This window comes from Robiginitalea sp. SC105 (assembly GCF_014243345.1).
Taxonomy (GTDB): Bacteria; Bacteroidota; Bacteroidia; order Flavobacteriales; family Flavobacteriaceae; genus Robiginitalea.
Map to the genome: position 1 here is coordinate 156,462 of NZ_JACLZF010000001.1, position 23,127 is coordinate 179,588.

Below are 23,127 nucleotides of genomic sequence, written 5' to 3' on the forward strand. Positions count from 1 at the left end.
TCGGTGCCTCAGGATTTCGGGGGGCCGACCAACTCCAGGAAAACGCCGTCCGGATCCCGGATAAAAACCAGTCGGTAGCTGGAGGTATTCACCTCCCCCAGAATAGGGACGCCGGCAGCGGCAACCCGGCCCAGCACGGATTCCAGGTCCCGGTAGTGGAGCGTGATGTAATTCACCCCCGCATACGAAGACACTCCTTCCTGCTCCGGCCGCTCCGGTACGCTGTCAAAATACGCCAGCTTTAAAACCGTTGCCGAAGGGGTTTCCTGCATCTTGAAGGTCCGGACCGAAAAGGGTTTGCCCCCGGCAGCCCCGGCATCCCTGCTCCAGGCGGCATCCAGGTCAAAACCACCGGTGGGGTGCATCCCGATTACAGAGGTATAGAAAGCGTCGGAAGCTTCGATGTCGGATACCACCAGCCCGATGGCAGCCACCCCCAGGTCGGCCGGGGAAGTCTGCCCTGAGCCGGATAGGGTAAAAAACAGCACAAGTAAAGGGATCAGCTTTTTCATGGGTAAATATTTTTATTGTTTTTAAGGACTGAGGCGGTCAAGATAGGAAAGAAATCCGGACCTTCTCCCTCTCAAACGCTTTGCAGCCCCTTATGAAATCCTGATAATTTTTAGTTATTTGCAGGGCCAAACCAAACTCTATGACGCGCCGGGCCCTGGTCACCTTCTGGAATCTGCACCGGATCCCCATCCTCATGCTATTGCTGAGCATAGGTTTTTACGCCGCATTTGCCTATGACCTGGAGCGCAGCGACTCCCTGAAGCTCCTGGCCCTTTTCGGGGCCCTTTTTTTCCTCTGCTACAAGCTGATCCAGTTCGAGAAGTGGAATTTCCGGTTCCTGGTGGCTGCAGGGATCCTCTTCCGGCTGGTACTGCTGTTTTCCGTCCCGAACCTCTCCCAGGATTTTTTCCGCTTCCTCTGGGATGGCAACCTGATGGTGCAGGGAGTCAACCCCTACCTGCTTACCCCCGACCAGTGGATGGAGCAGGGCCGGGTACTTTTTGCGCATGCAGGGGAACTCCACCAGGGCATGGGCAGCCTCAGTGCCCGTAATTTCAGCAATTACCCGCCCGTAAACCAGTATTTCTTCGGCCTGTGCCGGTGGCTGGGAGGGGAATCCCTTTTGGGGCCCCTGGTTGCGATGCGTCTGCTATTGATCCTGGCGGACCTGGGCATCCTGTATTTTGGCCGCAGGCTGCTCCGCCACCTCAACAAGCCCCCCCACCTGATCTTCTGGTATTTCCTGAACCCCCTGGTCATCATTGAACTCACGGGCAACCTTCATTTTGAAGGGGTGATGGGGTTTTTCCTTATCCTCTCGATCTTTCTCTCCCTCCGGTACCGCTGGTACTGGGGCGCCCCGGGTTTTGCCCTCTCCATCGGGGTAAAACTGATGCCCCTGATGCTCCTGCCGCTGATGCTTCCCCTGCTGGGGCTGCGCAGGGCCATCGGGTTTTATGCCCTGACGGGTACTGTCCTGGTCGCCTGCTGCTACCCGCTTTATTTCCCGGACTTCGGGGCCCATTACATACAGACACTGCGCCTGTGGTTCTCCAATTTTGAATTCAATGCAGGGATATACAACCTCGCGGAACACCTTGCCGTCTTGCAAGGGGCCAAACCCTGGGAATTCATCGGGTCCTATGGGAAATGGGTCCCCTGGATAACCGGAGGCACTGCCCTGCTGGTCTGCCTGCACCCCAGGATGCGGCAGGCCCGTTCCTGGTTTACCGGTGCCCTGGCCGTGGTAACCGTCTATTACCTGGTCGCGGCCGTGGTACACCCCTGGTACCTCGTCTTCCCGTTGTTGCTCAGCCTTTTTACGCGCATGCGGTTTGCCCTGGTCTGGTCCCTCACGGCCATGGTGTCCTATACCGCCTACAGGGAAGCGGAGGTTGTGGAGTCTGCGGCATGGCTGCTCGTTGAATATCTTTCGGTATTTGGCTTTTTGATTTATGAAATTGTAAAATACCGGAAGGATTTTGTTTCATTTCTAAATTTTTCGGGATCAAAAACCGATGCATAAATAATATTTGTACATTTGATGCATCATGGAATTGAAGCAAGTACTACCTACTTTTCCGACAGTCGCTTTCATCGCTGTCCCATACCGACGCCCGGCGCGCCGTCGCCCGTAAGGGTGTGCTTCAATTTTGGAATTAGGTGTGTCCATTTCCGTTTTCCCCGACCATTTCACTTTTTCTCTTTTTCTTTAATTAACTTGATTGGCAATGAATATTGTAATTGCTAATGCGTCCCACGTAAAATACGCCCAGGTCATCTGCGACACCATCGCAGAATCTGCCCGTGTCCGCGGCACCGGTATTGCGAAGCGTACCCCGGAATATATCGTCAAACGCCTGTTGAACGGGAATGCTATTATCGCCCTGGACGGGGACCAGTTTGCCGGCTTCTGCTATATCGAAGTCTGGGGCCACCAGAAATATGTGGCCAACTCCGGGCTGATCGTTCACCCGGACTACCGGAACCAGGGGCTCGCAAAGCAAATAAAAAAGGCCATTTTTGACCTGTCCCGCAAGAAATTCCCCGATGCGAAGATATTCGGCATCACCACCGGCCTGGCCGTGATGAAGATGAACTACGAACTGGGGTACCGGCCGGTAACCTTCTCCGAACTGACGGACGACCCGGAATTTTGGAAGGGCTGCCAGACCTGCAAGAATTTCGATATCCTGACCCGTACCGAAAGGCGTATGTGCCTTTGCACGGGGATGCTTTACGACCCGGACGACCCGGCCCGGGCCAGGGAAAAAAAGATCGACAAAAAATCATTCGAGCGCCTTAGAAGCATCAAGGAAACGCTCCTCCTCAAAAAGAAGAAGCAATGAAGAAACTCGTATTAGCCTATAGCGGCGGTCTGGACACCTCCTACTGCGCCCACCAGCTTTCCCAACAGGAAGGCTACGAGGTGCATGCGGTGACCGTGAACACGGGCGGCTTCGATGCCGGCCAATTGTCCGGCATCGAAGCCCGCGCCCTTGAATTGGGTGCGACCTCCTATACGGCCATCGACGCGGTACAGACCTTCTATGACAAGGTGGTCAAATACCTGATATTCGGGAATGTGTTGCGCAACAATACCTACCCGCTCTCGGTGAGCGCGGAGCGGATTGTGCAGGCCCTGGAAATCGTTGGCCATGCCCGGAAGCTCGGGGCAACCCACATTGCACACGGCAGCACCGGCGCGGGGAATGATCAGGTGCGTTTTGACCTGATTTTCCAGATCATCGCTCCCGAAATCGAAATCATCACCCCGATCCGGGACCGACAGCTTTCCAGGGAAGCCGAAATCGCCTATTTGCAGGAAAACGGCATTACCTACAGCTGGGAAAAGGCCAAATATTCCATCAACCAGGGGCTCTGGGGCACCTCCGTGGGTGGGGTGGAAACCCTCAGCTCCCGCAAGGCCCTGCCGGAACAGGCCTACCCGAGCCAGCTCACCGAAAAGGAACCCCGCAGCATCGCCCTGACCTTTAAAAAAGGAGAGCTCACCGCCATCGACGGGAAACAGGCATCTCCCGTTGAAAACATCCGGTCGCTGGAAGCCATCGCGTCCGCCTATGCGATCGGGCGGGATATCCACGTGGGGGATACGATCATCGGCATCAAGGGCCGGGTGGGTTTTGAAGCGGCATCGGCCCTGATCACCATCAAGGCGCACCACCTGCTGGAAAAACACACCCTGAGCAAATGGCAGCAATTCCAGAAAGAGCAGCTCGCCAACTTTTACGGCATGCTCCTCCACGAAGGGCAGTACCTGGATGAGGTGATGCGGAACCTGGAAGCCTTCCTTTCCGATACCCAGCGCCACGTGAGCGGGGACGTTTTTGTCACCCTGCACCCCTACCGGTTCGAACTCGAGGGCATCGAGTCCGAAAACGACCTGATGAACGCCTCCTTTGGGAGCTACGGGGAGATGAACAAGGGCTGGACGGCCGAAGAAGCCAAAGGGTTTATCAAAATCCTTTCGAACCCCGGGAAGATTGCCCGGAAAACCCAGGCCAAATGATTTCTGCAGGCATCATCGGGGGCTCGGGCTATACGGGGGGCGAACTCATCCGGTTGCTGCTCCACCATCCGGGGGCCGACCTTTCCTTTGTCTACAGTACCACCCGGGCGGGAAAACCGGTGAGCAGCGCCCACCCGGACCTGCTGGGGGTTACCGATCTGCTCTTTACCGATACCGCAAACCCGGAGGTGGATGTGGTCTTCCTGTGCCTGGGGCATGGAAACTCCAGTGAATTCCTGGTAAACCACCTATTTGCAGGGCATACCCGCGTCATCGACCTGAGCAACGATTTCCGCCTGAGGGAAGACGCGGATTTCCGGGGCAGGGAATTCGTGTACGGCCTGCCCGAACTCAACCGGGAGGATATCCTGGAAGCAAAGAATATCGCCAACCCGGGCTGTTTTGCGACTGCCATCCAACTGGCCCTGCTGCCGCTGGCCGATGCCGGGCAGCTCACGGAGACCGTACATGTAAATGCGGTGACCGGCAGCACCGGGGCGGGCGTCGGCCTTTCGGACACCACGCATTTCAGCTGGCGCAACAACAATGTTTCCTGGTACAAGCCCTTTACCCACCAACACCTGGGCGAGATCCGCCAGAGCCTGAGGGCCCTGGACCCGGATTCCGGAGAGGTGCTCTTCCTGCCCATGCGGGGGAATTTTGCCCGCGGGATTTTCGCCACCGCCTATACCCGGTTTGAAGGTTCCCTGGCAGATGCCGAACGCCTTTACCTTGAGTATTACGACGGGGCCGCTTTCACGGTGGTCTCAGACGAGCCCCTGCAGCTTAAGCAGGTGGTCAACACCAATTACGCCCACCTGCACCTGCACCAGCACGGGGACGTGCTGTTGGTGAGCGCCGTCATCGACAACCTGCTGAAGGGGGCTTCCGGCCAGGCTGTGCAGAATATGAACCTGCTCTTCGGCCAGCCTGAAAACGCCGGCCTGCAACTGAAAGCCAGCGTATTTTGAGACCAAACAGAACCATGAATAACCCAAACAATTAATCCAATGAAGATCGCAATCATCGGTGCCGGGAACCTCGGTTTGTCCATCGCCACGGGGATCCTCCACAGCGGGGGGGCCACCTCCATGTACCTGACCCGCCGGAACCTGAACTCCCTGAAAGGTTTTGAGGAGTATGGCAACGTGAACCTGAGCAGCGACAACCGGGAGGCCGTGGCCGCATCGGACATCCTGATCTTTGCGGTGCAGCCGGGGCACTTCGGGTCCATCCTCGAGTCGGTGAAGGACCTGTTGCACGAAAACCATGTGGTCATCTCCACGATCACCGGGTTCAGCATTGAACGCATCGAATCCCTGATCGGGACCGACCACCACATCATCCGCGCCATGCCCAACACAGCCATCTCGGTCGGCCGTTCCATGACCTGCCTCTGCGCCAACGAAAAGGGCCGCAAACGCCTGGAGCTGGCTTCGGCCATCTTCAACCGGATGGGGCATACCATGGTCATCCCGGAAGCCCGGATGCAGGCGGCCACGGTGATCTGCGCAAGCGGCATCGCCTTCTGGATGCGGCTGATCCGGGCCACCACCCAGGGCGCCATCCAACTGGGCTTCGACGCCCGGGAAGCCCAGGAACTCGCCATGCACACCTGCCAGGGGGCCGCCGAACTGCTGATTACCTCGGGCAGCCACCCGGAAGAGGAAATCGACCGGGTCACCACCCCCATGGGCTGTACCATCGAGGGCCTGAACGAAATGGAGCACCAGGGCCTGAGCTCCTCCCTGATCCGCGGCATCGTATCCTCTTTTGACAAGATTTCACAAATACGCAAAGGCTGACCATGGAACTTTTCGACGTATACCCGCTTTACGACATCACCCCCGTCTCGGCCCTGGGAAGCTGGCTCACGGATAACCGGGGCGCGAAATACCTGGACCTCTATGGCGGGCATGCCGTGATTTCCATTGGCCACACCCACCCGCGCTTTGTAGAGCGGATCACCCGGCAACTCCAGAAGCTCGCCTTTTACAGCAATTCCATTCAGAATCCCCTGCAACAGCAAATGGCGGACCGCCTGGGGGAACTTTCGGGCTGCGGGGATTACCGGCTCTTCCTGTGCAATTCAGGGGCCGAAGCCAATGAAAATGCGCTGAAGCTCGCCTCCTTCCACACGGGTCGGGCCCGGGTAATCGCCTTCCACAACAGCTTTCACGGCAGGACATCCGCAGCGGTAGCAGCAACGGACAACCCGTCCATCGTTGCCCCCCTCAATGCGGGTCACGCCGTCACCTTCCTCCCCCTGAACCGGGAAGACCTGCTGGAACACGAATTGTCCAAGGGGGACGTTTGTGCGGTGATCCTGGAGGGGATACAGGGTGTGGGCGGGCTCGATATGGCGACCCCTGAATTCTACGAGGCCGCCTCACGACTGTGTGATGCGCACGGATCCGTGCTCATTGCAGACGAGGTGCAGTGCGGGTTCGGGCGGAGCGGGAAATTCTTTGCTTTCCAGCATACCGGCGCCCGTCCTGGCATTATCAGTATGGCCAAGGGCATGGGGAACGGTTTTCCGGTTGGCGGCATCCTGATCCGCGACGACTTCAAAGCGTCCTACGGCCTGCTGGGCACCACCTTCGGGGGGAACCACCTGGCCTGTGCGGCTGTGAGTGCAGTCCTTGAGGTCATCGAAAGCGAAGGCCTTATTGCACACAGCCTGGAGATGGAAGCCCATTTCCGGAGCCGGGCCGCAGAGCTTCCGGGCATCCTGGAAGTCAAGGGGAAGGGGCTGATGCTCGGGCTGGTATTTGATTTTGAGGTGGCTCCCTTGCGGAAGATACTGATCTTTGACCACCATATCTTTACCGGAAGCGCCAAGAACAAACACGTATTGCGGGTCCTGCCCGCCCTGAATATCAAGTCCGTGGAGCTCGACCTGCTCTTCGATGCCCTAAAAAAGGAACTGGCATGAACCATTTTTGCAAAACAACAGATATCCCGGACCTGGCAGACTGGCTGAAACTGGGACGCAGGCTGCGGGAGGAACCCGAGCTGCTCGGACTCCTGGGGCGGGGAAAAACCCTATGCCTGCTTTTCTTCAACAACAGCCTGCGAACGCGCCTAAGCACCCAGAAGGCTTCCCAACTCCTGGGCATGGAGGTGATGGTCATGAATTTCGGGAGTGAAGGCTGGAGCCTGGAGTACCGCGATGGGACCATCATGGACGGGGGCCCGGCAGAGCACATCCGGGAAGCTGCCCCGGTGGTGGCCCAATACGCCGATATCATCGGCATCCGGGCCTTTGCAAAGCTCACCGACCGGGAGGCGGATTACGCCGAGGAAGTCCTGCAGGGCTTTGTACAGCACGCAGGTGTGCCGGTACTCAATATGGAAAGCGCCACGGCCCACCCGCTGCAGGCGCTGGCAGACGCCCTCACCATCGAACAGTTCCGCAAAAGTAAGCGCCCCAGGGTGGTCCTGAGCTGGGCCCCCCACCCCAGAGCACTCCCCCAGGCCGTCCCCAATTCCTTTGTGGAAATGATGCGGGCCCTGCCGGTGGATCTCACCATAACGCACCCCGAAGGCTATGAGCTCGCACCGGAATTCACCGGCGGCCTTGTACCGGAATACGACCAGGAAAAGGCGTTGCGGGAGGCCGATTTCGTCTACGTAAAAAACTGGAGCAGTTATTCGGACTACGGGGCCATCCTCAGCCAGGACCCCGACTGGATGATGACGGGATCCAAACTGGGGAACGCGCGGTTCATGCATTGCCTGCCGGTGCGGAGGAATGTGGTGGTAGCAGACGGGGTCCTGGACGGGGACCGCTCTTTGGTCCTGCAGCAGGCTGCCAACCGGACCATCGCCGCCCAGCTGGCACTGGCCCACCTCATCCAGTCGAACTTTTAAAAATCAACCCGTGAAACCCACCTTGTCCATCGTAAAAATCGGCGGGGCCTTCCTGGAGGAGCCGGGCCTAGTGGAATCCTTTACGGAGGCATTTACCGCCCTGAAGGGACTAAAGCTGCTGGTCCATGGGGGCGGCAAGCGAGCCACTGAGCTCAGCCACCGCATGGGGATCGAGCCCCGGGTAGTGGACGGGCGCCGCATCACAGATTCGGCCAGCCTCGAGGTAGCCGTCATGGTGTACGGCGGCTGGGCCAATAAAACACTCGTGGCCCGCCTCCAGGCGATGGGGTGCAATGCCCTGGGGTTGAGCGGGGCCGATGCCAACCTCATCCGTGCCCGGAAACGGCCGGCCGGGGACATCGACTACGGCTTTGTGGGGGACATCGAATCGGTGAATGTACCCGCAGTTTCCGCCTTGCTGGAAGCAGGTTTTGTACCGGCTTTCTGCGCTCTCACCCACGACGGGCAAGGGCAGCTGCTCAATACGAATGCGGACACCATTGCCGCAGACCTGGCGGCCGGCCTGAGCCAGCGATACGCTACCCGCCTCCTGTACTGTTTTGAAAAAGCCGGGGTCCTGGAAGATATCGCAAACCCCTCCAGCGTCATCCCGCGGATCGACAGGGCAGCCTACGACCAGCTCCGGGCGGAGGGAAAGATCGCCGCCGGGATGCTGCCGAAACTGCACAACTGCTTCCAGGCCCTGGAAAAGGGCGTTGGGCAGGTATTTATTGGCGCGCCGGAAATGCTCCGCCCGGGCCATCACATCCATACTGAAATCCGCCTATGACCACTCAAACCGCACAACTCACCCGCCGGGCAACCGACCTGCTGAAGGACCTGATTGCCACCCCGTCCTTCTCCGGTGAGGAAGAGCAGACGGCCATGCGCATTGCCGATTGGCTGGCGCGCGAAAAGATCCCCTACAAGCGGCAGGGAAACAACATCTATGCGTTTAACCGGGACTACCGGGAAGGCAAACCCCTGTTGCTGCTGAATTCCCACCACGATACGGTGCGGCCCAACAGCGCCTACACCCGGGACCCTTTCCGGGCCGAGGTGGCAGACGGGAAACTCTACGGGCTGGGGAGCAACGATGCCGGTGGCTGCCTCGTTTCCCTCATGGCTGCCTTTGCCCATTGGTACCCGCAGGAAGGCCTCTCGCACAACATCGTACTGGTGGCCTCGGCCGAGGAGGAAAATTCCGGGCCCAATGGCCTGAACAGCATGCTCAAAATCCTCCCGGAGATCGATGTGGCCATTGTAGGGGAGCCCACCCTGATGGACCTGGCCATAGCGGAAAAAGGGCTGGTCATCTTTGATGCCGAGGTGAAGGGCACCCCCTCCCATGCGGCCCATCCGAACGACGACAATTCCATCTACAACTGTATCCCCGTCCTCGACTGGTTCCGCAACTATCGGTTCGAAAAGGTTTCCGACGTACTGGGGGAGGTCAAACTGACCGTTACGCAGATCAATGCGGGTACCCAACACAACGTGGTCCCCGCAAAGGTAGACCTGGTGATCGACGTCCGTGTGAACGACTGCTACACGAACCAGGAAATTGCAGAGCTGCTCCAGTCGCAGGCCCCCTGCAGTCTGAAGCCGCGTTCCCTGCGGCTGAATTCCTCCTCCATCGCACCGGACCACCCGCTGGTACAGGCCGGAGTAGGGCTGGGCAGGAAGACCTACGGGTCACCCACCCTCTCGGACCAGGCGGCCCTGAGCTGCCCCTCCCTGAAACTGGGCCCGGGAGACAGCCGCCGCTCCCATTCCGCCGATGAGTTTATCTTTGTCTCGGAAATTGAACAGGGTATCGACCTGTATATACGGATCCTGGACCAGTTCCTGACCCGCTAACGCGTTTACGGCCGGTGAGACCGGCCCAAAAACCTCAAAACCAACACGGCCATGAAACTATGGGACAAGGGCAGCAGCCCGGACGAAAAGACAGACCGCTTCACAGTGGGCAACGACCGCGAACTGGACTTGCTCCTGGTGAAGTACGACCTGATCGCCTCCAGGTCACACGCCCGTATGCTGGGGAAAATCGGGTTGCTCTCCGACTCGGAAACGGCCGACCTGGTGCGGGAAATCGATGCCTTGCTCCGGGAAGAAGCAGCCGGCCGCTTTACCATCGAAGAGGGGTTTGAGGACATGCATTCCAAAATCGAATTCCTGCTCACCGAAAAACTGGGGGATACCGGTAAAAAGATCCACACCGCCCGTTCCCGAAACGACCAGATCCTGGTGGCCCTCCAGCTCTACCTGAAAGAGGCTTTGGGCGATATCATGGAGCAGACGCATGCGCTCTTCGGATTGCTGATGGAACTGGCGGAAAGGCACAAAGCCGTTTCCCTCCCGGGGTATACCCACCTGCAAATCGCCATGCCTTCCTCCTTCGGGCTGTGGTTTTCGGCCTATGCCGAAAGCCTGGTGGACGATGTCTACCTGTTGCAGGCCGCCCTCCGCGTAGCCGACCAGAACCCCTTGGGCAGTGCCGCCGGATACGGCAGTTCCTTTCCCATCGACCGGGAATTCACCACCAGGGACCTGGGGTTCGCCGAGATGAAATACAACGTGGTGGCAGCCCAGATGGGCCGGGGCAAGGTGGAACGGACAGCGGCCACGGCGCTTGCAGCCGTTGGGGCCACCCTCGGCAAGATGGCCATGGACATCTGCCTCTATATGAGCCAGAATTTCGGGTTTGTATCCTTCCCGGATAAGCTGACCACGGGGAGCAGCATCATGCCGCATAAAAAGAACCCGGACATCTTTGAGCTGATCCGCGGGAAATGCAACCTCCTCCAGGCCGTCCCCGCCCAATTGGGGCTGGTGACCACCAACCTGCCAAGCGGGTACCACCGGGACCTGCAACTCACCAAGGAGGTGCTGTTGCCGGCAGTGGAAACCCTTAAGTCCTGCCTGGAAATGGCCCGGACCAGCCTGGCCGAGATACGCGTGGAAAAGCGGATCCTCGATGACCCGAAATACGATTACCTGTTCAGCGTGGACACCCTGAACCAGAAGGTGCTGGAAGGCGTGCCTTTCCGGGATGCCTACAGGGAGATGGCCGCATCCATCGCCGATGGTTCCTTTGAACCGGTCAGGGATGCCCCCCATACCCATGCCGGCAGCCTGGGGAACCTCTGCCTGGAACGCATTGCCGCAAAAATGGAACGGGCCCTGCAGGGGCCGGCAGCCTGATTTCAGGTCCCGCGTACTCCCACCCCACCCCCCCGGACATTTCGTCCTCGAAATTTCCCGGGCGACTCCGGAGCATGCCGCTCAGCATTTGGATTCGGGACGTATTTATTTCAATACCAATCGTTTGGGCAGCCCCAGTTTCGTATCTTACTGCTTCATTACACAGAATAAGAACAACTTAAACCCAAAAAATGAGAAAGAGCATGAAACGTATAGTATTTATGGTCGTATTACTGACCGTTATGGCAAGCTGGAGTTGTCGCGACACCAAAAAGTCCGAGGAAATGGAAGACAACATCGAACAGATGGCAGACGATGCCGAAGACACCATGGACGAAATGGGGGACGATATTGAGGAAGGCGCCGAAGAGATCGGCGATGAAATGGAAAATGCCGCGGACGAAATAAAAGATGAGGTAGAAGACGCAACGGACGACAACTAGTTTTCCGCTATGAGAAAATCAGGCCCGGGGAAATCCCCGGGCTTTTTTAATGGGGCGGCTACTGGATCATCCGCAGGTTGATGACCTCCTGTTCGGTCAGGTGGCGCCAGTGCCCGCGGGGCAGGTCCTTTTTGGTCAGCCCGGCCAGAACTACCCGGTCTAGTTTGACCACCTTGTAACCCAGGTGCTCAAAGATCCGTCGGACAATGCGGTTGCGGCCGCTGTGCAGTTCGACCCCGACTTCCTTCTTGGATGCCCCGTCTATATAGCTGGCTTCATCCACCTGGATGCGGCCGTCCTCCAGTTCGAGCCCCTCCCGCAATTTGCCGAGGTCCGTCGATTTGAAGGCCTTGTCCAGCTCCACGTGGTAGATTTTCCGGACTCCGTGCCGCGGATGGGTCAGTTTTTTTGCCAGTTCGCCATCGTTGGTGAAAAGCAACAGTCCGGTGGTATTCCTGTCCAGACGGCCAACCGGCACCAGCCGGGATTTGGTGGCCCTGGAAATGAGTTCCATCACGGTCCGCCGTCCCTTCTCGTCCCGGGTGGTGGTGATAAAATCCTTGGGCTTGTTGAGCAGGACGTATTCCTTCTTCTCCCGCTGAAGCAACCGGCCGTCGAACCGGACCTCGTCTTCGGGTTGCACCTTGTAGCCCATTTCAGTAATGGTCTTGCCGTTCACCGTAACATTGCCAGCAGCGATATAGGTATCGGCTTCCCGTCGCGAACAGATCCCGGCATTGGCGATGTACTTATTGAGCCGGATCAGTCCGGGTTGGGAGCTTCCCCCTTCCGTGGAACGCCGGATGGGCGCATTGCCCCGGGCATAACTCTTGCTCCGGTAGTTGCCGCCCTGGCGACCCGATGCCCTGCGGTCATCGCCACCACCCTGGCGTCCGGAAGATTTCCGGTCCGCGCTGCCGCCCTGGCGTCCGGAAGATTTGCGGGCCCCGCCGCCTCCCTTGCGACTGGAGCTGCCTCCCTGACGGCCGGAACCGCCGCCCTTTCCATTCCTGTCGGATCTGTCCATGTTACTTTTTTTCAAAGGTACGAAATCGGCCCGCTACCGATCGGGCGGGCTCATAATATGCGGTTCAACACCAGGTCCACATCGATCAGCAGGATACCGAATACCCCAGATACAATAATGAATTTCAGGATATTGTGCAGCCAGACATAGTGCTTTTTGCTGTTTGCGCCCCACAAGAGGACCAAAAAAAGCAGCAGCAACAGGCTGCAGGCAATGAAGTAGAGGTACATATAACCCACGTCAAAATAACGGATCAACAGGAAGGAGGGGATAAAGGTGAGAAGTACCAGCAGGCTGATATACCGCTTGGAAGCGACGGTGCCGTAGCGCACGGCAATGGTCCTGTAGTCCTGCGCCAGGTCGCCGGCGAGGTTTTCCATATCCTTGATCAGTTCCCGGCTCAGGATCAGCAGGAAAAGGAAGAGGGCATGGACGAAAATGACCGTCTCAAAATTCTTGTAATAGACAAAGACGGCAAAAAACGGGGCGATGGCCAGGGTGGCGGACACGAAGTTTCCCACAAAGGCGATCTTCTTCAGGCGGTGGGAATAGAGCCAGATCCCGAATATGTAGGCCGCAAAAAACAGGGCAGCCCGGAAGGATACATAGGCCCCCAGCAAAACGGCCAGGAAATTCAGGATAAAATAGCTGTAGATCTTGACCCGCTGGCTGACCAGGCGGTCGAGCATCGTTTTACGGGGCTTGTTGATCAGGTCCTTTTCAGAATCGTAGAAGTTGTTGATGATATATCCCCCGGCGATCACCATGGCCGAACACAAAACGATCACAAACAGGTTGCCGTCCAGTACTACCTGCCGGAGCGGGCGGTCGGGTGCCAGGATATAAATGGCGGCCAGGTACTGGGCCAGGATGATTATCAGGATGTTGTAGCCGCGTACGATGGAAAAAAGGCTCAGGGCCTTCAACAGGAAAATGCGTTGCTTGCGGCTGAGCATGCCGGCGGTTTTTAGAAGTTGTAAACGACCTCGAGGCGATGGCCCTTCAGGGCCTTTTTGGCATTCTCAAGGTCTTCCGTGAAGCCAAGGATATATCCCCCGCCCCCGGAACCGCAGAGTTTCAGGTAATACGCGTTGGTCTCGATCCCCTGTTTCCAGAGCTGGTGGAATTCCTGGGGGATCATGGGCTTGAAATGGTCCAGCACCACGTGCGACAGCTTTTTGATATTCCCGAAGAGGGATTTGACATTCCCGCTGATGAAATCCTCCACGCAGGCATCCGTATACCGGACAAACTGGTCGCGGATCACATTCCGGAACCCCTCGTGCTTCATTTTTTCCATGAAGATCTGCACCATGGGGGCTGTCTCCCCCACACTGCCGCTGTCCAGCAGGAAGACGGCTCCTTTTCCTGCAGGGTTCTGGGAGGGGATGCTGGTCGACTCGATGTTGTCTGAGGAGTTGATCAGTATAGGCAGGCTCAGGTAGCTGTTCAGCGGATCCAGGCCGGATGACTTCCCGTGGAAGAAAGATTCCATGCGCCCGAAGATTTCCTTGAGGTGCAGCAACTTCTCCCGCGTCAGGTTCTCCAGGATGGTAATTTTGTTGATGGCATAGCGGTCGTAGATGGCAGCCACCAGTGCGCCGCTGCTGCCTACCCCATAACCCTGGGGGATAGAACTGTCAAAGTACAGCCCTTTGTCCAGGTCGGAACGCAGCAGGTCCAGGTTGAAGCCCGTGTCCGGGAACTCCTGCTCCACCGTTTCCAGGTACTCCGCAAAGGCCCTGAGGCTTTCGTTAGACCGGAGAGCCCTGCCGCTGAGCGGTTCCTTCATCTTGAGGGCGCCCTTGAAAAAATTATAGGGGATGGAAAGGCCTCTGGAATCTTTAATGATCCCGTATTCCCCGAAGAGCAGGATCTTGGAATAAAACAGCGGTCCTTTCATAAACTAGTGGTAACAGGGTCAAAAGTACAAAATCTTTCCTTTAACATTTGCAAATTCTTTCCTAAAGCCCCAGACCCAACTGATTGGGCCATAATCCAATGGGATAAGGTGCCGGCACCATATCATAACCGGCGGGCACCGGCGCCTACCCGGTCGCAGATGTGCTGGCCCCCGGGGCAGTGCTCCAACAGGGCTTCCCGGATAAATCCGTATACCGCGCCTGCCGCTGATGCCGGATAAAGCACGTGTACATTGGCCCCCGCGTCCAGCGTAAAGCAGACGGGTTGCCCACCGGCCTCCCGGTATCCCCGGATCTTTTCGATGATCGCCAGGGTGTCCGGTTTCATCAGGATAAAAGAGGGGGAACTGGTAAGCATCATGGCATGCAGTGAAAGCGCCTCGGATTCGACCAGGTCGGCGAAAGCAGCAAGGTCCCCGGAGGCCAGTGCCGGCCCCAGCAAATCCAGGTGCCTCCTGGCCTGGTTGAAGCGCTGGGAAGCGAAGGGATGCCCGTTCATGAGGCCGTGCCCGACCGTGCTGCTGACGGGCTTTTGGCCCTTGTCTACCAGCAGGACGGTATCGTGGTAGGTCCCAAATACCGGGTGTACCTCCCCGGGGTATCGGATTCCGTAAAGGTCGGAGCTGCCGGCAATCCCCGGGTGTTCCCCCCAGAAGACCAGGCCGCCGTCCACGCTGCGGGCCGCCGACCCGGATCCCAGTCGGGCCAGGAAGGAGGCTTTCCGTTTTGACTGCGCAGTGTCTGCCCCAGGGTCGAGGCGCTCCTCCAGGGCCACCAGGCAAAGAGCCAGGGCAGCCATCCCACTTGCAGAGGAAGCGATGCCGCTGCTGTGCGGAAAGCTGTTTTCCGTATGGATTTCCAGGCTCAGGTTTTCCAGAAACGGCAGGTAAGGCAAGGCCAGGTCCAGGAACCGCCGGATTTTGGGTTCGAACCCCGGGGCGGGTTCCCCGTCCAGGAAGACGCGGAAAACAGGCCCTTTTGCCTTTGGGGACGCGGGCGCATAGGCAAGCCGGGTCCGGGTGTTGCAGGCATCCAAGGTAAAGCTGATGGATGGGTTGGTGGGGATTTGTCCTTCCCTTTTTCCCCAGTATTTGACAAGGGCGATATTGCTGGGAGCCTGCCAGGCTACTTCCCCGGGCGCAATCGGGCCGGAAGCAGCGCGGCTCAGGAATTCCTGGTGGACCATCGGTGCGTTTTTGGCAAATATAGCCCTATTTGTGGCGGAGCCACAAGGCAAAAATTCCTACCTTGTGGGAAATGCAACGCAGCCGCAAAAAATATATCCGCATCCTTATTTCCGTAGGGATTTGCCTCCTGATCGGCCTGTTGGCGGCGTTTGCCACCCAAAGTTCGGTCGATACCTGGTACCCGGGCCTGGCCAAACCCACCTTCACCCCGCCCAACAGCTGGTTCGGCCCGGTCTGGACGATCCTGTATATCCTGATGGGGGTTGCGGCCGGGCTGGTCTGGGCAAGGGGCTTCCACCACATCTGGGTACAGACGGCCCTTTACCACTTTGGGATACAGTTGTTGCTCAACGGTACCTGGAGCCTGGTTTTCTTCGGCTTGCGCCAGCCTGCCTGGGCCCTGGCCGTCATCGCGGGACTGGTCCTGGTCCTGGTCCTCACCATCCGGTGTTTCCGGGTGGTCAGCAAAACCGCAGCCTGGCTCCTGGTCCCCTACCTGGCCTGGGTCCTCTTCGCCACCCTGCTGAATCTGCGCATCGTCCAATTGAATTAGCAAAAAGGCCCATTTGGGCCGGTATTGGGCCGTAACGCATAAATCCCCTATTTTTAAAACGAACAAACGCAACTAAACTAAACCCCATCCCCTCCTATGGAGCAATATGTCCTCGCCCTGGACCAGGGCACCACAAGCTGCCGGGCTGTCGTCTTCAACAAGAAAGGAGCCATCATTTCCACTGCCCAGAAGGAATTCACCCAGCATTTCCCGAACCCGGGCTGGGTGGAACACGACGCGGAAGAAATCTGGGCGGTACAGTCCGGGATGGCCTCCGAGGCATTGGCGCGGAAAGGCCTGAAACCAAATCAGATAGCGGCAATCGGCATCACCAACCAACGGGAAACCGTGGTCATCTGGGATAAAGCCAGCGGGGAACCCATCCATCCGGCCATAGTCTGGCAGGACAAGCGAACATCGGACTACTGCGATGAACTGAAGGCAGCCGGCCACCAGAAAATGATACGGGAAAAGACCGGCCTCGTTATCGACTCCTATTTTTCAGGAACCAAGGCGCGCTGGATCCTGGACAACGTGAAGGGGGCCCGGGAAAGAGCGGAAAGGGGCGAACTCCTGATGGGGACCATCGACACCTGGCTCATCTGGAACATGACCGGGGGGGAACTGCATATCACGGACGTGACCAACGCCTGCAGGACCATGTTGTACAACATCCAGACCCTGTCCTGGGACCCGGACCTCCTCGAGCTCCTCGACATCCCCGCCTCCCTCCTGCCCGAGGTCCGGGAATCCAGTGAACAGTACGGGGTCACCGATGAATCCTTCCTGTCCGCCGGCATCCCGGTGGCCGGGATTGCCGGCGACCAGCAGGCTGCCCTTTTCGGGCAGATGTGCACCCGGAAGGGGATGGTCAAAAACACCTATGGCACCGGGTGCTTCATGCTGATGAATATCGGGGATACGCCCATCGTTTCGGAAAACAACCTGCTGACTTCCGTCGCCTGGACACTGAACGGAAAAACCACCTACATGCTGGAGGGCAGCATCTTTATTGCAGGGGCCGTAGTACAGTGGCTGCGGGACGGCCTGAAGATCATCAAAAAATCTTCTGACGTGGAAGCGCTGGCCACGAGCGTGGACAGCACAGACGGCGTCTACCTGGTGCCGGCCTTTGCGGGCCTGGGCGCCCCTCACTGGAACCAGCAGGCTCGGGGCACCCTGTTTGGCCTGACCCGCGGTAGCACGGATGCCCATGTGGCCCGCGCGGCCCTGGAATCCATTGCCTACCAGACCATGGACATCCTCAAGGCCATGGAAAAGGACTCCGGCATCCCGATCCGGGAATTGCGGGTGGACGGCGGTGCTACCGTCAACAATATGATGATGCAGTTCCAGGCCGACGTGCTGGGGGCGGAAACGGTCCGGCCGAAAATCATAGAGACCACGGTCATGGGCGCCGCCTTCCTTGCAGGGCTTGCCGTAGGCTACTGGGAAAGCCCGGAGGCCATCCAATCGATCTGGCAGACCGACCGGCGCTTTTACCCCACCCGGGAAAGGGAACCGATCGAAGCAGGGATCCGCGGCTGGCACCGCGCCATCCGGGCCATTGAATTCTGGTCATCCGACAACAAATAATCCGAAACATATGACAGCAGTTACAGCAGAATTGATCGGGACCTTCCTACTGATCCTCCTCGGGTGCGGGGTGAATGCAAACGTCGTGCTGGAAGGCACCAAAGGCAACAACAGCGGGTGGATCGTCATCACCACGGGATGGGCATTCGCGGTTTACGTCGGCGTGGTAGTGGCCGGGCCCTACAGCGGGGCACATATCAACCCGGCGGTGAGCGTGGGCCTGGCAGCCGCGGGGGAATTCCCCTGGGCCGACGTTCCCGCCTACCTGGCAGCCCAACTCCTGGGTGCCATGGGGGGCGCATTCGTGGTCTGGTTCATGCATAAGGACCATTTTGACCGCACGGCGGATTCTAGCCTGAAACTGGCGGTATTCAGCACGGAACCTGCCATAATGAACAAGCCGGTAAACCTGGTCTGTGAACTGGTGGGGACCTTTGTCCTGGTTTTTACTGTCCTGTATTTTACGGATGCCTCCCTGAGCGAGCCCCAAACCGTCATTGGGCTGGGGTCCCTTGGGGCACTCCCGGTTGCCCTCCTGGTCTGGGGAATCGGCCTGAGCCTGGGGGGGACCACCGGGTATGCGATCAATCCCGCCCGCGACCTGGGGCCGAGGATCATCTACAGCCTGGTCCCAACCGGGGACCGGAAAAAAGGCCATTGGGGGTATAGCTGGGTACCCATTGTGGGGCCCCTGCTGGGCGGGGTGGCAGCCGCAGGGCTCTACCTGCTGCTTTCCTGAACTTCGGGCAGGGATCCGGCAATTGCCTGTGCCGCAAGGTAGGCCCCGGTCCAGGCATTCTGGAAATTAAACCCGCCGGTAATGGCGTCCACATCGAGGACCTCCCCCGCCAGGAACAGCCCGGGCTGCTTTCGGCTTTCAAAGGTCCGGAAATCGACTTCCTTCCGGGAAACGCCCCCGGCAGTGACAAATTCTTCCTTAAAAGTACTCTTCCCGTCCACGGAAAAGGTGCATTCGCAAAGCTGGGCAGCCAGCTGTTGCATCCCGGCACGCGAAAGTTCCGCCCAACGCCGGTCCGGGGGGATGCCTGCGGCCTCCACAAGGCGTGCCCAGAGCCGACCCGGGAGGGGTATGGCCCGGGACCGTCCTACCCTTCTTGCACCGTCCGCCTGCCTCACCTGTTCCAGGAAAGCCGGGATGGCGCCTTTGTGGTAGTCGGGGAGCCAATTGACCCGGACCCGGGCCTTATATCCCAAGGCGGCGAACAGACGGGAACCCCAGGCGGAAAGCCGGAGTACGGCAGGGCCGCTGAGCCCCCAATGGGTGATAAGCACGGGCCCCTCGGCGGTCAGTTCCCCTTTCCGGTGTGCCTTTTTAAAATTCGCCTGGGCGACGGGGGCGTCGGAACCCCCGGGCTCCAGCACTTCAATGCGCCCGGGGGCTGAAATTCCCTGCAACCCCTGGATCCTGGGATCGCGGATCCGAAAGGTGAACAGGGAAGGAGTCGGTGGGACAATCCGGTGTCCGAGGTTTTCGAGCAGGTTCCATATGGAGCGGCTGCTGCCGGCCGTCACCAGCAAGCGACGGCTCCGGAAGTCCCCGCAGGAGGAAGTTATTTCCCAATTGCCATCGGTATCCGCAAGCCCCAGGCCGGTTACGCGGCAGGATGGATGTAATTCAATGCCCAGACGCGTGGTTTCGCCCATTAAGCCCATAATGATGGATTCCGACTGGTTGCTCCGGGGGAACACCCGTCCGTCTTCTTCGGTCTTAAGCGGGATCCCAAGGGATTCGAAGAAAGCCATCACTTCCTGGCTCGCATGGGTATGGAAGGGTCCTATCAGTTCCCGGCTGCCGCGGGGGTAGTGTCCGCTAAGCAGCCCGGGATCCATGGGCCGGTGGGTCAGGTTGCACCTCCCGCCCCCGGAAATGCGCACCTTGGACAGGAAGTCCTTATTTTGTTCGAGGATCGCAATCCGCATTCCCGGTTTCCGGCGCGCAGCGTGAATGGCCCCGTAAAACCCGGCGGCACCACCCCCGATGACAAGCAGGTCGTGCATTACTTCATCCGGTCCGGATAGTTCGTGAATATCCCGTCTGCCCCTATTTCGCTCAGGGCGTCGAATGCTGATTTCTCATTTACGGTCCACACATAGACCTTGAAGCCCGCATCGTGTATGGCGTCGATATTCTCCGGGGTCACTGCAGCGGCATTCGGGTTGATGGCTTCCGCCCCAAGCTCCCGGGCCACCTCGAGGGCCTCCAGGGGGTCCCCCTCTGTCAGGACAGCGATCCGCGCTTCAGGGTCCAGCCTCCGGTATTCGCGCAATTCGTCCCAGTTAAAACTGGAAATCAGGAATTGATCGGGTTCCCAGCCCTCCCGCTCAACGTAGTAATCGGTGATAAAATTTACCCGGTCGGAGGTGCCTGCACCCTTGAGTTCAATATTCAGTGGCACCTGGTGGTTAATGGTCCGCAACACCTCCTGCAACAGCGGGATGCGGTGCCTGCCATCCAGGATGAGTTGCCTGAGGTCAAATACATTGTACTCCTCTATCCGTCCGCCCCCGTTGGTCAGCCGGTCCACGGTTTCATCGTGGAAGACCACGATTTCCCCGCTCTCGATCCGGAATACATCGATCTCAATCATGTCCACCCCAAGGTCCAGGGCCTTTTGCACAGAGGCCACGGTATTCTCGGTCTCGTAGCCCATGGCCCCCCGATGGCCGATGATCAGGGTCTTGTTTCCGGCGGTGGTACAGGCAGTCATAATCAACAATAGGAGGGTTCCCCAGAAATAACGCATAGCTGGTATCATATTATCCGGCTAAAAATACAAACTACGGCCGACCCGCTTCCAAAAACCGCCTGCAAAATTTGATTCCCCCCAGCGGAACCAGTGTAAAGAATACCTATATTGTATTCACTATTAACCAATTAACCTTACAAACATGTTTTCAAAACAAAATCTGTCGGCAACGATTGTGGCCGCGGTAGCCATGTTTCTCCTGGGCTACCTGATCTGGGGCATGGCCACCATGAGCTTTTTTGAGGAGCACGCACTTTCGGATGTGATGAAAAGTGACGAGGAGATGAGCCTCCTGATGATTTTCCTCGGAAACCTGGCCGGGGCATTCGCCATGAGCACCCTTTACGGGAAGTGGGCAAACGGTACGCACAGCGCAGGTGGCGGACTGGGTTTCGGGACCTGGATCGGCATTTTTGTAGGCCTGGGTATGGGGCTGGTGATGTACGGCACTTCCAAGATGATGGACGGTACCGCCCACGCGGTCGAAGCCATCCTGGACATTGTCTACTACGCCGTGATCGGGGCAGTCATCGCCCTGGTCTACAAGGCCACTGCAGGGAAGCAGGGTTCCTGATCCCGTGTAAAATCCAAGCAGCCGGCCGGGGGATCTCCCCCGGCCGGTTTTTTTATTCGGGCAATCGGAGGATCAGGGATTCGAGCGGGGCCACCTCCAGGGCAATCCTGCCTTGGCCCCCTGTTACCCGGAGCGTCAGCTTTTTCCCGCCGTAGAGCATTTCCTCCAGGGGGTAGGTGCCGTCTGAGAGGCCCCATTGCGCAATCAGGGAGTCCGGGAGCCCGAGTTCCAGCCTGTAGCCCCTTTCCTTTTCAAAGCTGCTCAGGACGACCAGCCGGTCCTCCCCCTCCCAGCGGGCAAAGGAATAGAGCCGGTGGTCATATCCCGGGGTGTGCTCCTTGTTGTAATAGTGGATGTCCTGGTATGACCCCATAAGCGCCTGGCTGCCGATGGTGAAGTTCAACAGGCGGCTGTAGAAATCCCGTAGCTCCGACTCCTCTCCGGACAGGCCTCCCCCGTCAAAGGCCCCCCCGTTCATCCAGCGCTGGTGGTGGGGCACTCCGATGTAATCGAAAATAGAGGTCCGCGAGGGGCTGCCGAAACCTGCTGCCTCGGCCCCGGGTTCCCCTACCTCCTGGCCGAAATAGATCATGGTGGGGCTGGTCCCCAGGGTGGCCGATACCACCATGGCCGGTTTGCCCAGCCGGGCATCCCCGGCGAATTCCGGGGAGGCAATCCGCTGCTCATCATGGTTTTCCAGGAAGTGCAGGAGGTGGTGTTCAATATCGGTCTGCCCCTTAAGCACCACCGGGATATGGTCCGTCCATCCGTACCCCTTCATTATGTGCTTAAGGCTGTCGTAAAGTTCCACCTTGTCGTAGAGGTAGTCCATCTTGCCCTTGAAGATGTAATCCCTGTAGAGTCCGGGATTATAGACTTCGGCCATCAGGAAGGCATCGGGGTTGGTTGCCTTGATATGCGCATTGAGGTAACTCCAGAATTCCACCGGGACCATCTCGGCCATGTCGTACCGGAAACCATCCACCCCCAGGTCCAGCCAGAAAAGGGCGATATCCCGGAATTTCCGCCAGCTTGGCGGAACCTGCTTCCCTTTCCAGAAGGCCAGGTGTTCGGCGACGCTGCGTTCCTCATATCCCCGGGGAAGGCTGTCGAAAGCGTACACCCCGTCCGGGGAAACCCCGTAATTCACCTTGATGGTTTCGTACCAGTCGTCCATGTCCGGCTGTGCCTGGCGGGATCCGTTCCCGGTCCAGCGGGCCGGGTTTTCCCGGTAGCGGCCGTCTGCCATCGGATGGGCCTCCCCCCCCAGGGGTTGGTATCCGTCCCGCCATTCTGGCACCCTGAAGGCTTCCCCGGGAATGTAATAAAAGTCGTTCTCCGGCCGGTAAGCCACGGAGGTATCGTCATCTGCCCCGAAAGGCCTGGACCCTTCCGGCGTGGAATCCCCTTGGTAGTTCCGGGCGACGTGGTTTGGCACGATGTCGATCAACACCTTCATCCCTGCAGCATGCGTACGGTCCACCAGGTCGCGGAATTCCCCAAGGCGGTTGGCAGGGTCCGTGGCCAGGTCCGGGTTCACGTTGTAATAATCCTTCACGGCATAGGGCGATCCGGCCCGGCCCTTCACCACATCGGGGTCATCGGCGGGAATCCCGAATTCCGAATAGTCGGTGACCAGGGCGTGGTGGGGCACGCCCGTATACCAGATGTAGGTAACCCCCAGGTCCCGGATGGCCTGCAGGGCCCTGGGCGTAAAATCGGCGAACTTCCCCACGCCGTTTTCTTCCAGGGTCCCCCAGGGCTTGTTGGTGGTATTCGTATTTCCAAACAAGCGGGTGAATACCTGGTAGACGACTTCTTTTTGCTGCTTCTTCATCGGTACTGGCTTATTTTGTGCGCGGGTCTGCGGGCCTTCACTGCAGGAGCATATCAGCAGGGAGCTTACGAAGGCGGTTAACAGTGGTTTCATCGCTG

General features: G+C 58.4%; 23 protein-coding genes. 15 read left to right on the top strand and 8 right to left on the bottom strand.

All coding sequences use genetic code 11. The annotated features are described in order from the left end of the window. Nucleotides 1-8 precede the first annotated feature (8 nt). Nucleotides 9-512: a VOC family protein gene (locus tag H7F20_RS00670; RefSeq protein ID WP_185784222.1), complete on the bottom strand. Its 504-nt coding sequence runs from the start codon at nucleotides 510-512 to the stop codon at nucleotides 9-11. Nucleotides 513-652: 140 nt separating this feature from the next. Here H7F20_RS00670 and H7F20_RS00675 point away from each other — a divergent pair, with 140 nt between their 5' ends. From H7F20_RS00675 to H7F20_RS00725, 11 genes are all read left to right on the top strand, one after another. Next, complete coding sequence (locus H7F20_RS00675; protein ID WP_185784223.1) at nucleotides 653-2,038, top strand: mannosyltransferase; 1,386 nt, start codon at nucleotides 653-655, stop codon at nucleotides 2,036-2,038. A 205-nt stretch (nucleotides 2,039-2,243) separates the two neighbouring features. Then, entirely contained in the window at nucleotides 2,244-2,861 is a 618-nt protein-coding gene (locus tag H7F20_RS00680; RefSeq protein ID WP_185784224.1) for a GNAT family N-acetyltransferase, read from the top strand. Continuing rightward, on the top strand, nucleotides 2,858-4,042 hold the full coding sequence (locus tag H7F20_RS00685; RefSeq protein WP_185784225.1) for an argininosuccinate synthase: 1,185 nt from the start codon (nucleotides 2,858-2,860) through the stop codon (nucleotides 4,040-4,042). The genes H7F20_RS00680 and H7F20_RS00685 overlap by 4 nt, the downstream gene beginning before the upstream one ends. Next, nucleotides 4,039-5,013, top strand: coding sequence for an N-acetyl-gamma-glutamyl-phosphate reductase (argC, locus tag H7F20_RS00690; protein ID WP_185784226.1), 975 nt, complete (start codon nucleotides 4,039-4,041; stop codon nucleotides 5,011-5,013). Before H7F20_RS00685 ends, argC begins: the two co-directional genes overlap by 4 nt. A gap of 39 nt (nucleotides 5,014-5,052) precedes the next feature. Beyond that, nucleotides 5,053-5,847 (top strand): pyrroline-5-carboxylate reductase, encoded by a 795-nt coding sequence (gene proC / locus H7F20_RS00695; protein WP_185784227.1) that lies wholly within the window; start codon nucleotides 5,053-5,055, stop codon nucleotides 5,845-5,847. Nucleotides 5,848-5,849: 2 nt separating this feature from the next. Next, a complete protein-coding gene (locus H7F20_RS00700) occupies nucleotides 5,850-6,977 on the top strand; it encodes an aspartate aminotransferase family protein (protein WP_185784228.1) in 1,128 nt (375 codons plus the stop codon). Beyond that, a complete protein-coding gene (locus H7F20_RS00705) occupies nucleotides 6,974-7,915 on the top strand; it encodes an acetylornithine carbamoyltransferase (RefSeq protein WP_185784229.1) in 942 nt (313 codons plus the stop codon). The genes H7F20_RS00700 and H7F20_RS00705 overlap by 4 nt, the downstream gene beginning before the upstream one ends. A 10-nt stretch (nucleotides 7,916-7,925) precedes the next feature. Continuing rightward, nucleotides 7,926-8,705, top strand: coding sequence for an acetylglutamate kinase (gene argB / locus H7F20_RS00710; protein ID WP_185784230.1), 780 nt, complete (start codon nucleotides 7,926-7,928; stop codon nucleotides 8,703-8,705). After that, complete coding sequence (locus H7F20_RS00715; RefSeq protein WP_185784231.1) at nucleotides 8,702-9,775, top strand: M20 family metallo-hydrolase; 1,074 nt, start codon at nucleotides 8,702-8,704, stop codon at nucleotides 9,773-9,775. The genes argB and H7F20_RS00715 overlap by 4 nt, the downstream gene beginning before the upstream one ends. Before the next feature lie 51 nt (nucleotides 9,776-9,826). Then, nucleotides 9,827-11,122, top strand: a complete 1,296-nt coding sequence (gene argH / locus H7F20_RS00720) for an argininosuccinate lyase (protein WP_185784232.1) — start codon at nucleotides 9,827-9,829, stop codon at nucleotides 11,120-11,122. Between the two features lie 203 nt (nucleotides 11,123-11,325). Further along, nucleotides 11,326-11,565, top strand: coding sequence for a YtxH domain-containing protein (locus tag H7F20_RS00725; RefSeq protein ID WP_185784233.1), 240 nt, complete (start codon nucleotides 11,326-11,328; stop codon nucleotides 11,563-11,565). A gap of 58 nt (nucleotides 11,566-11,623) precedes the next feature. Here the strand turns inward: H7F20_RS00725 and H7F20_RS00730 are convergent, their stop codons facing one another. From H7F20_RS00730 to H7F20_RS00745, 4 genes are all read right to left on the bottom strand, one after another. After that, a complete protein-coding gene (locus tag H7F20_RS00730) occupies nucleotides 11,624-12,592 on the bottom strand; it encodes a pseudouridine synthase (protein WP_185784234.1) in 969 nt (322 codons plus the stop codon). A 50-nt stretch (nucleotides 12,593-12,642) separates the two neighbouring features. After that, nucleotides 12,643-13,548: a geranylgeranylglycerol-phosphate geranylgeranyltransferase gene (locus H7F20_RS00735; protein ID WP_185784235.1), complete on the bottom strand. Its 906-nt coding sequence runs from the start codon at nucleotides 13,546-13,548 to the stop codon at nucleotides 12,643-12,645. A gap of 11 nt (nucleotides 13,549-13,559) precedes the next feature. Beyond that, a complete protein-coding gene (locus tag H7F20_RS00740) occupies nucleotides 13,560-14,495 on the bottom strand; it encodes a mevalonate kinase (protein ID WP_185784236.1) in 936 nt (311 codons plus the stop codon). A 122-nt stretch (nucleotides 14,496-14,617) separates the two neighbouring features. After that, nucleotides 14,618-15,700 carry a diphosphomevalonate/mevalonate 3,5-bisphosphate decarboxylase family protein gene (locus tag H7F20_RS00745; protein ID WP_185784237.1) on the bottom strand — a complete coding sequence of 361 codons (1,083 nt, stop codon included), beginning with the start codon at nucleotides 15,698-15,700 and terminating at the stop codon, nucleotides 14,618-14,620. A 71-nt stretch (nucleotides 15,701-15,771) separates the two neighbouring features. On the opposite strand from H7F20_RS00745, the gene H7F20_RS00750 reads away from it, so the two are divergent. The 3 genes from H7F20_RS00750 to H7F20_RS00760 all read left to right on the top strand — a co-directional run bounded on the left by H7F20_RS00750 (nucleotide 15,772) and on the right by H7F20_RS00760 (nucleotide 18,589). Continuing rightward, entirely contained in the window at nucleotides 15,772-16,254 is a 483-nt protein-coding gene (locus H7F20_RS00750; RefSeq protein WP_185784238.1) for a TspO/MBR family protein, read from the top strand. A gap of 96 nt (nucleotides 16,255-16,350) precedes the next feature. Further along, nucleotides 16,351-17,850: a glycerol kinase GlpK gene (gene glpK / locus H7F20_RS00755; RefSeq protein ID WP_185784239.1), complete on the top strand. Its 1,500-nt coding sequence runs from the start codon at nucleotides 16,351-16,353 to the stop codon at nucleotides 17,848-17,850. Between the two features lie 10 nt (nucleotides 17,851-17,860). Then, on the top strand, nucleotides 17,861-18,589 hold the full coding sequence (locus H7F20_RS00760) for an MIP/aquaporin family protein (protein WP_185784240.1): 729 nt from the start codon (nucleotides 17,861-17,863) through the stop codon (nucleotides 18,587-18,589). On the opposite strand, the gene H7F20_RS00765 is transcribed toward H7F20_RS00760, so the two are convergent. Then, nucleotides 18,571-19,869 (bottom strand): NAD(P)/FAD-dependent oxidoreductase, encoded by a 1,299-nt coding sequence (locus H7F20_RS00765; protein ID WP_185784241.1) that lies wholly within the window; start codon nucleotides 19,867-19,869, stop codon nucleotides 18,571-18,573. The two genes, H7F20_RS00760 and H7F20_RS00765, sit on opposite strands and share 19 nt — an antisense overlap. Beyond that, entirely contained in the window at nucleotides 19,869-20,579 is a 711-nt protein-coding gene (locus H7F20_RS00770) for a glycerophosphodiester phosphodiesterase family protein (protein WP_255443938.1), read from the bottom strand. Before H7F20_RS00770 ends, H7F20_RS00765 begins: the two co-directional genes overlap by 1 nt. A 181-nt stretch (nucleotides 20,580-20,760) precedes the next feature. On the opposite strand from H7F20_RS00770, the gene H7F20_RS00775 reads away from it, so the two are divergent. Next, a complete protein-coding gene (locus tag H7F20_RS00775) occupies nucleotides 20,761-21,192 on the top strand; it encodes a hypothetical protein (RefSeq protein ID WP_185784243.1) in 432 nt (143 codons plus the stop codon). 52 nt (nucleotides 21,193-21,244) lie between these two features. Here H7F20_RS00775 and H7F20_RS00780 read toward each other — a convergent pair whose 3' ends face one another. Further along, the gene (locus tag H7F20_RS00780) at nucleotides 21,245-23,122 is read right to left on the bottom strand and encodes an alpha-amylase family protein (protein WP_185784244.1); all 1,878 of its coding nucleotides are present in this window, start codon (nucleotides 23,120-23,122) and stop codon (nucleotides 21,245-21,247) included. Between the last annotated feature and the right edge of the window lie 5 nt (nucleotides 23,123-23,127).

What these genes read in the sequence shown, in the direction of transcription:
- H7F20_RS00680 (WP_185784224.1), top strand. Translation starts at nt 2,244, where the DNA reads ATGAATATTGTAATTGCTAATGCGTCCCACGTAAAATACGCCCAGGTC.
- argC (WP_185784226.1), top strand. Translation starts at nt 4,039, where the DNA reads ATGATTTCTGCAGGCATCATCGGGGGCTCGGGCTATACGGGGGGCGAA.
- H7F20_RS00780 (WP_185784244.1), bottom strand. Translation starts at nt 23,122, where the DNA reads ATGAAACCACTGTTAACCGCCTTCGTAAGCTCCCTGCTGATATGCTCC.
- H7F20_RS00730 (WP_185784234.1), bottom strand. Translation starts at nt 12,592, where the DNA reads ATGGACAGATCCGACAGGAATGGAAAGGGCGGCGGTTCCGGCCGTCAG.
- H7F20_RS00765 (WP_185784241.1), bottom strand. Translation starts at nt 19,869, where the DNA reads ATGCACGACCTGCTTGTCATCGGGGGTGGTGCCGCCGGGTTTTACGGG.
- H7F20_RS00735 (WP_185784235.1), bottom strand. Translation starts at nt 13,548, where the DNA reads ATGCTCAGCCGCAAGCAACGCATTTTCCTGTTGAAGGCCCTGAGCCTT.
- H7F20_RS00685 (WP_185784225.1), top strand. Translation starts at nt 2,858, where the DNA reads ATGAAGAAACTCGTATTAGCCTATAGCGGCGGTCTGGACACCTCCTAC.
- proC (WP_185784227.1), top strand. Translation starts at nt 5,053, where the DNA reads ATGAAGATCGCAATCATCGGTGCCGGGAACCTCGGTTTGTCCATCGCC.
- H7F20_RS00745 (WP_185784237.1), bottom strand. Translation starts at nt 15,700, where the DNA reads ATGGTCCACCAGGAATTCCTGAGCCGCGCTGCTTCCGGCCCGATTGCG.
- H7F20_RS00715 (WP_185784231.1), top strand. Translation starts at nt 8,702, where the DNA reads ATGACCACTCAAACCGCACAACTCACCCGCCGGGCAACCGACCTGCTG.
- H7F20_RS00725 (WP_185784233.1), top strand. Translation starts at nt 11,326, where the DNA reads ATGAAACGTATAGTATTTATGGTCGTATTACTGACCGTTATGGCAAGC.
- H7F20_RS00700 (WP_185784228.1), top strand. Translation starts at nt 5,850, where the DNA reads ATGGAACTTTTCGACGTATACCCGCTTTACGACATCACCCCCGTCTCG.
- argH (WP_185784232.1), top strand. Translation starts at nt 9,827, where the DNA reads ATGAAACTATGGGACAAGGGCAGCAGCCCGGACGAAAAGACAGACCGC.
- H7F20_RS00775 (WP_185784243.1), top strand. Translation starts at nt 20,761, where the DNA reads ATGTTTTCAAAACAAAATCTGTCGGCAACGATTGTGGCCGCGGTAGCC.
- H7F20_RS00770 (WP_255443938.1), bottom strand. Translation starts at nt 20,579, where the DNA reads ATGACTGCCTGTACCACCGCCGGAAACAAGACCCTGATCATCGGCCAT.
- H7F20_RS00670 (WP_185784222.1), bottom strand. Translation starts at nt 512, where the DNA reads ATGAAAAAGCTGATCCCTTTACTTGTGCTGTTTTTTACCCTATCCGGC.
- H7F20_RS00760 (WP_185784240.1), top strand. Translation starts at nt 17,861, where the DNA reads ATGACAGCAGTTACAGCAGAATTGATCGGGACCTTCCTACTGATCCTC.
- glpK (WP_185784239.1), top strand. Translation starts at nt 16,351, where the DNA reads ATGGAGCAATATGTCCTCGCCCTGGACCAGGGCACCACAAGCTGCCGG.
- H7F20_RS00675 (WP_185784223.1), top strand. Translation starts at nt 653, where the DNA reads ATGACGCGCCGGGCCCTGGTCACCTTCTGGAATCTGCACCGGATCCCC.
- H7F20_RS00705 (WP_185784229.1), top strand. Translation starts at nt 6,974, where the DNA reads ATGAACCATTTTTGCAAAACAACAGATATCCCGGACCTGGCAGACTGG.
- H7F20_RS00740 (WP_185784236.1), bottom strand. Translation starts at nt 14,495, where the DNA reads ATGAAAGGACCGCTGTTTTATTCCAAGATCCTGCTCTTCGGGGAATAC.
- H7F20_RS00750 (WP_185784238.1), top strand. Translation starts at nt 15,772, where the DNA reads ATGCAACGCAGCCGCAAAAAATATATCCGCATCCTTATTTCCGTAGGG.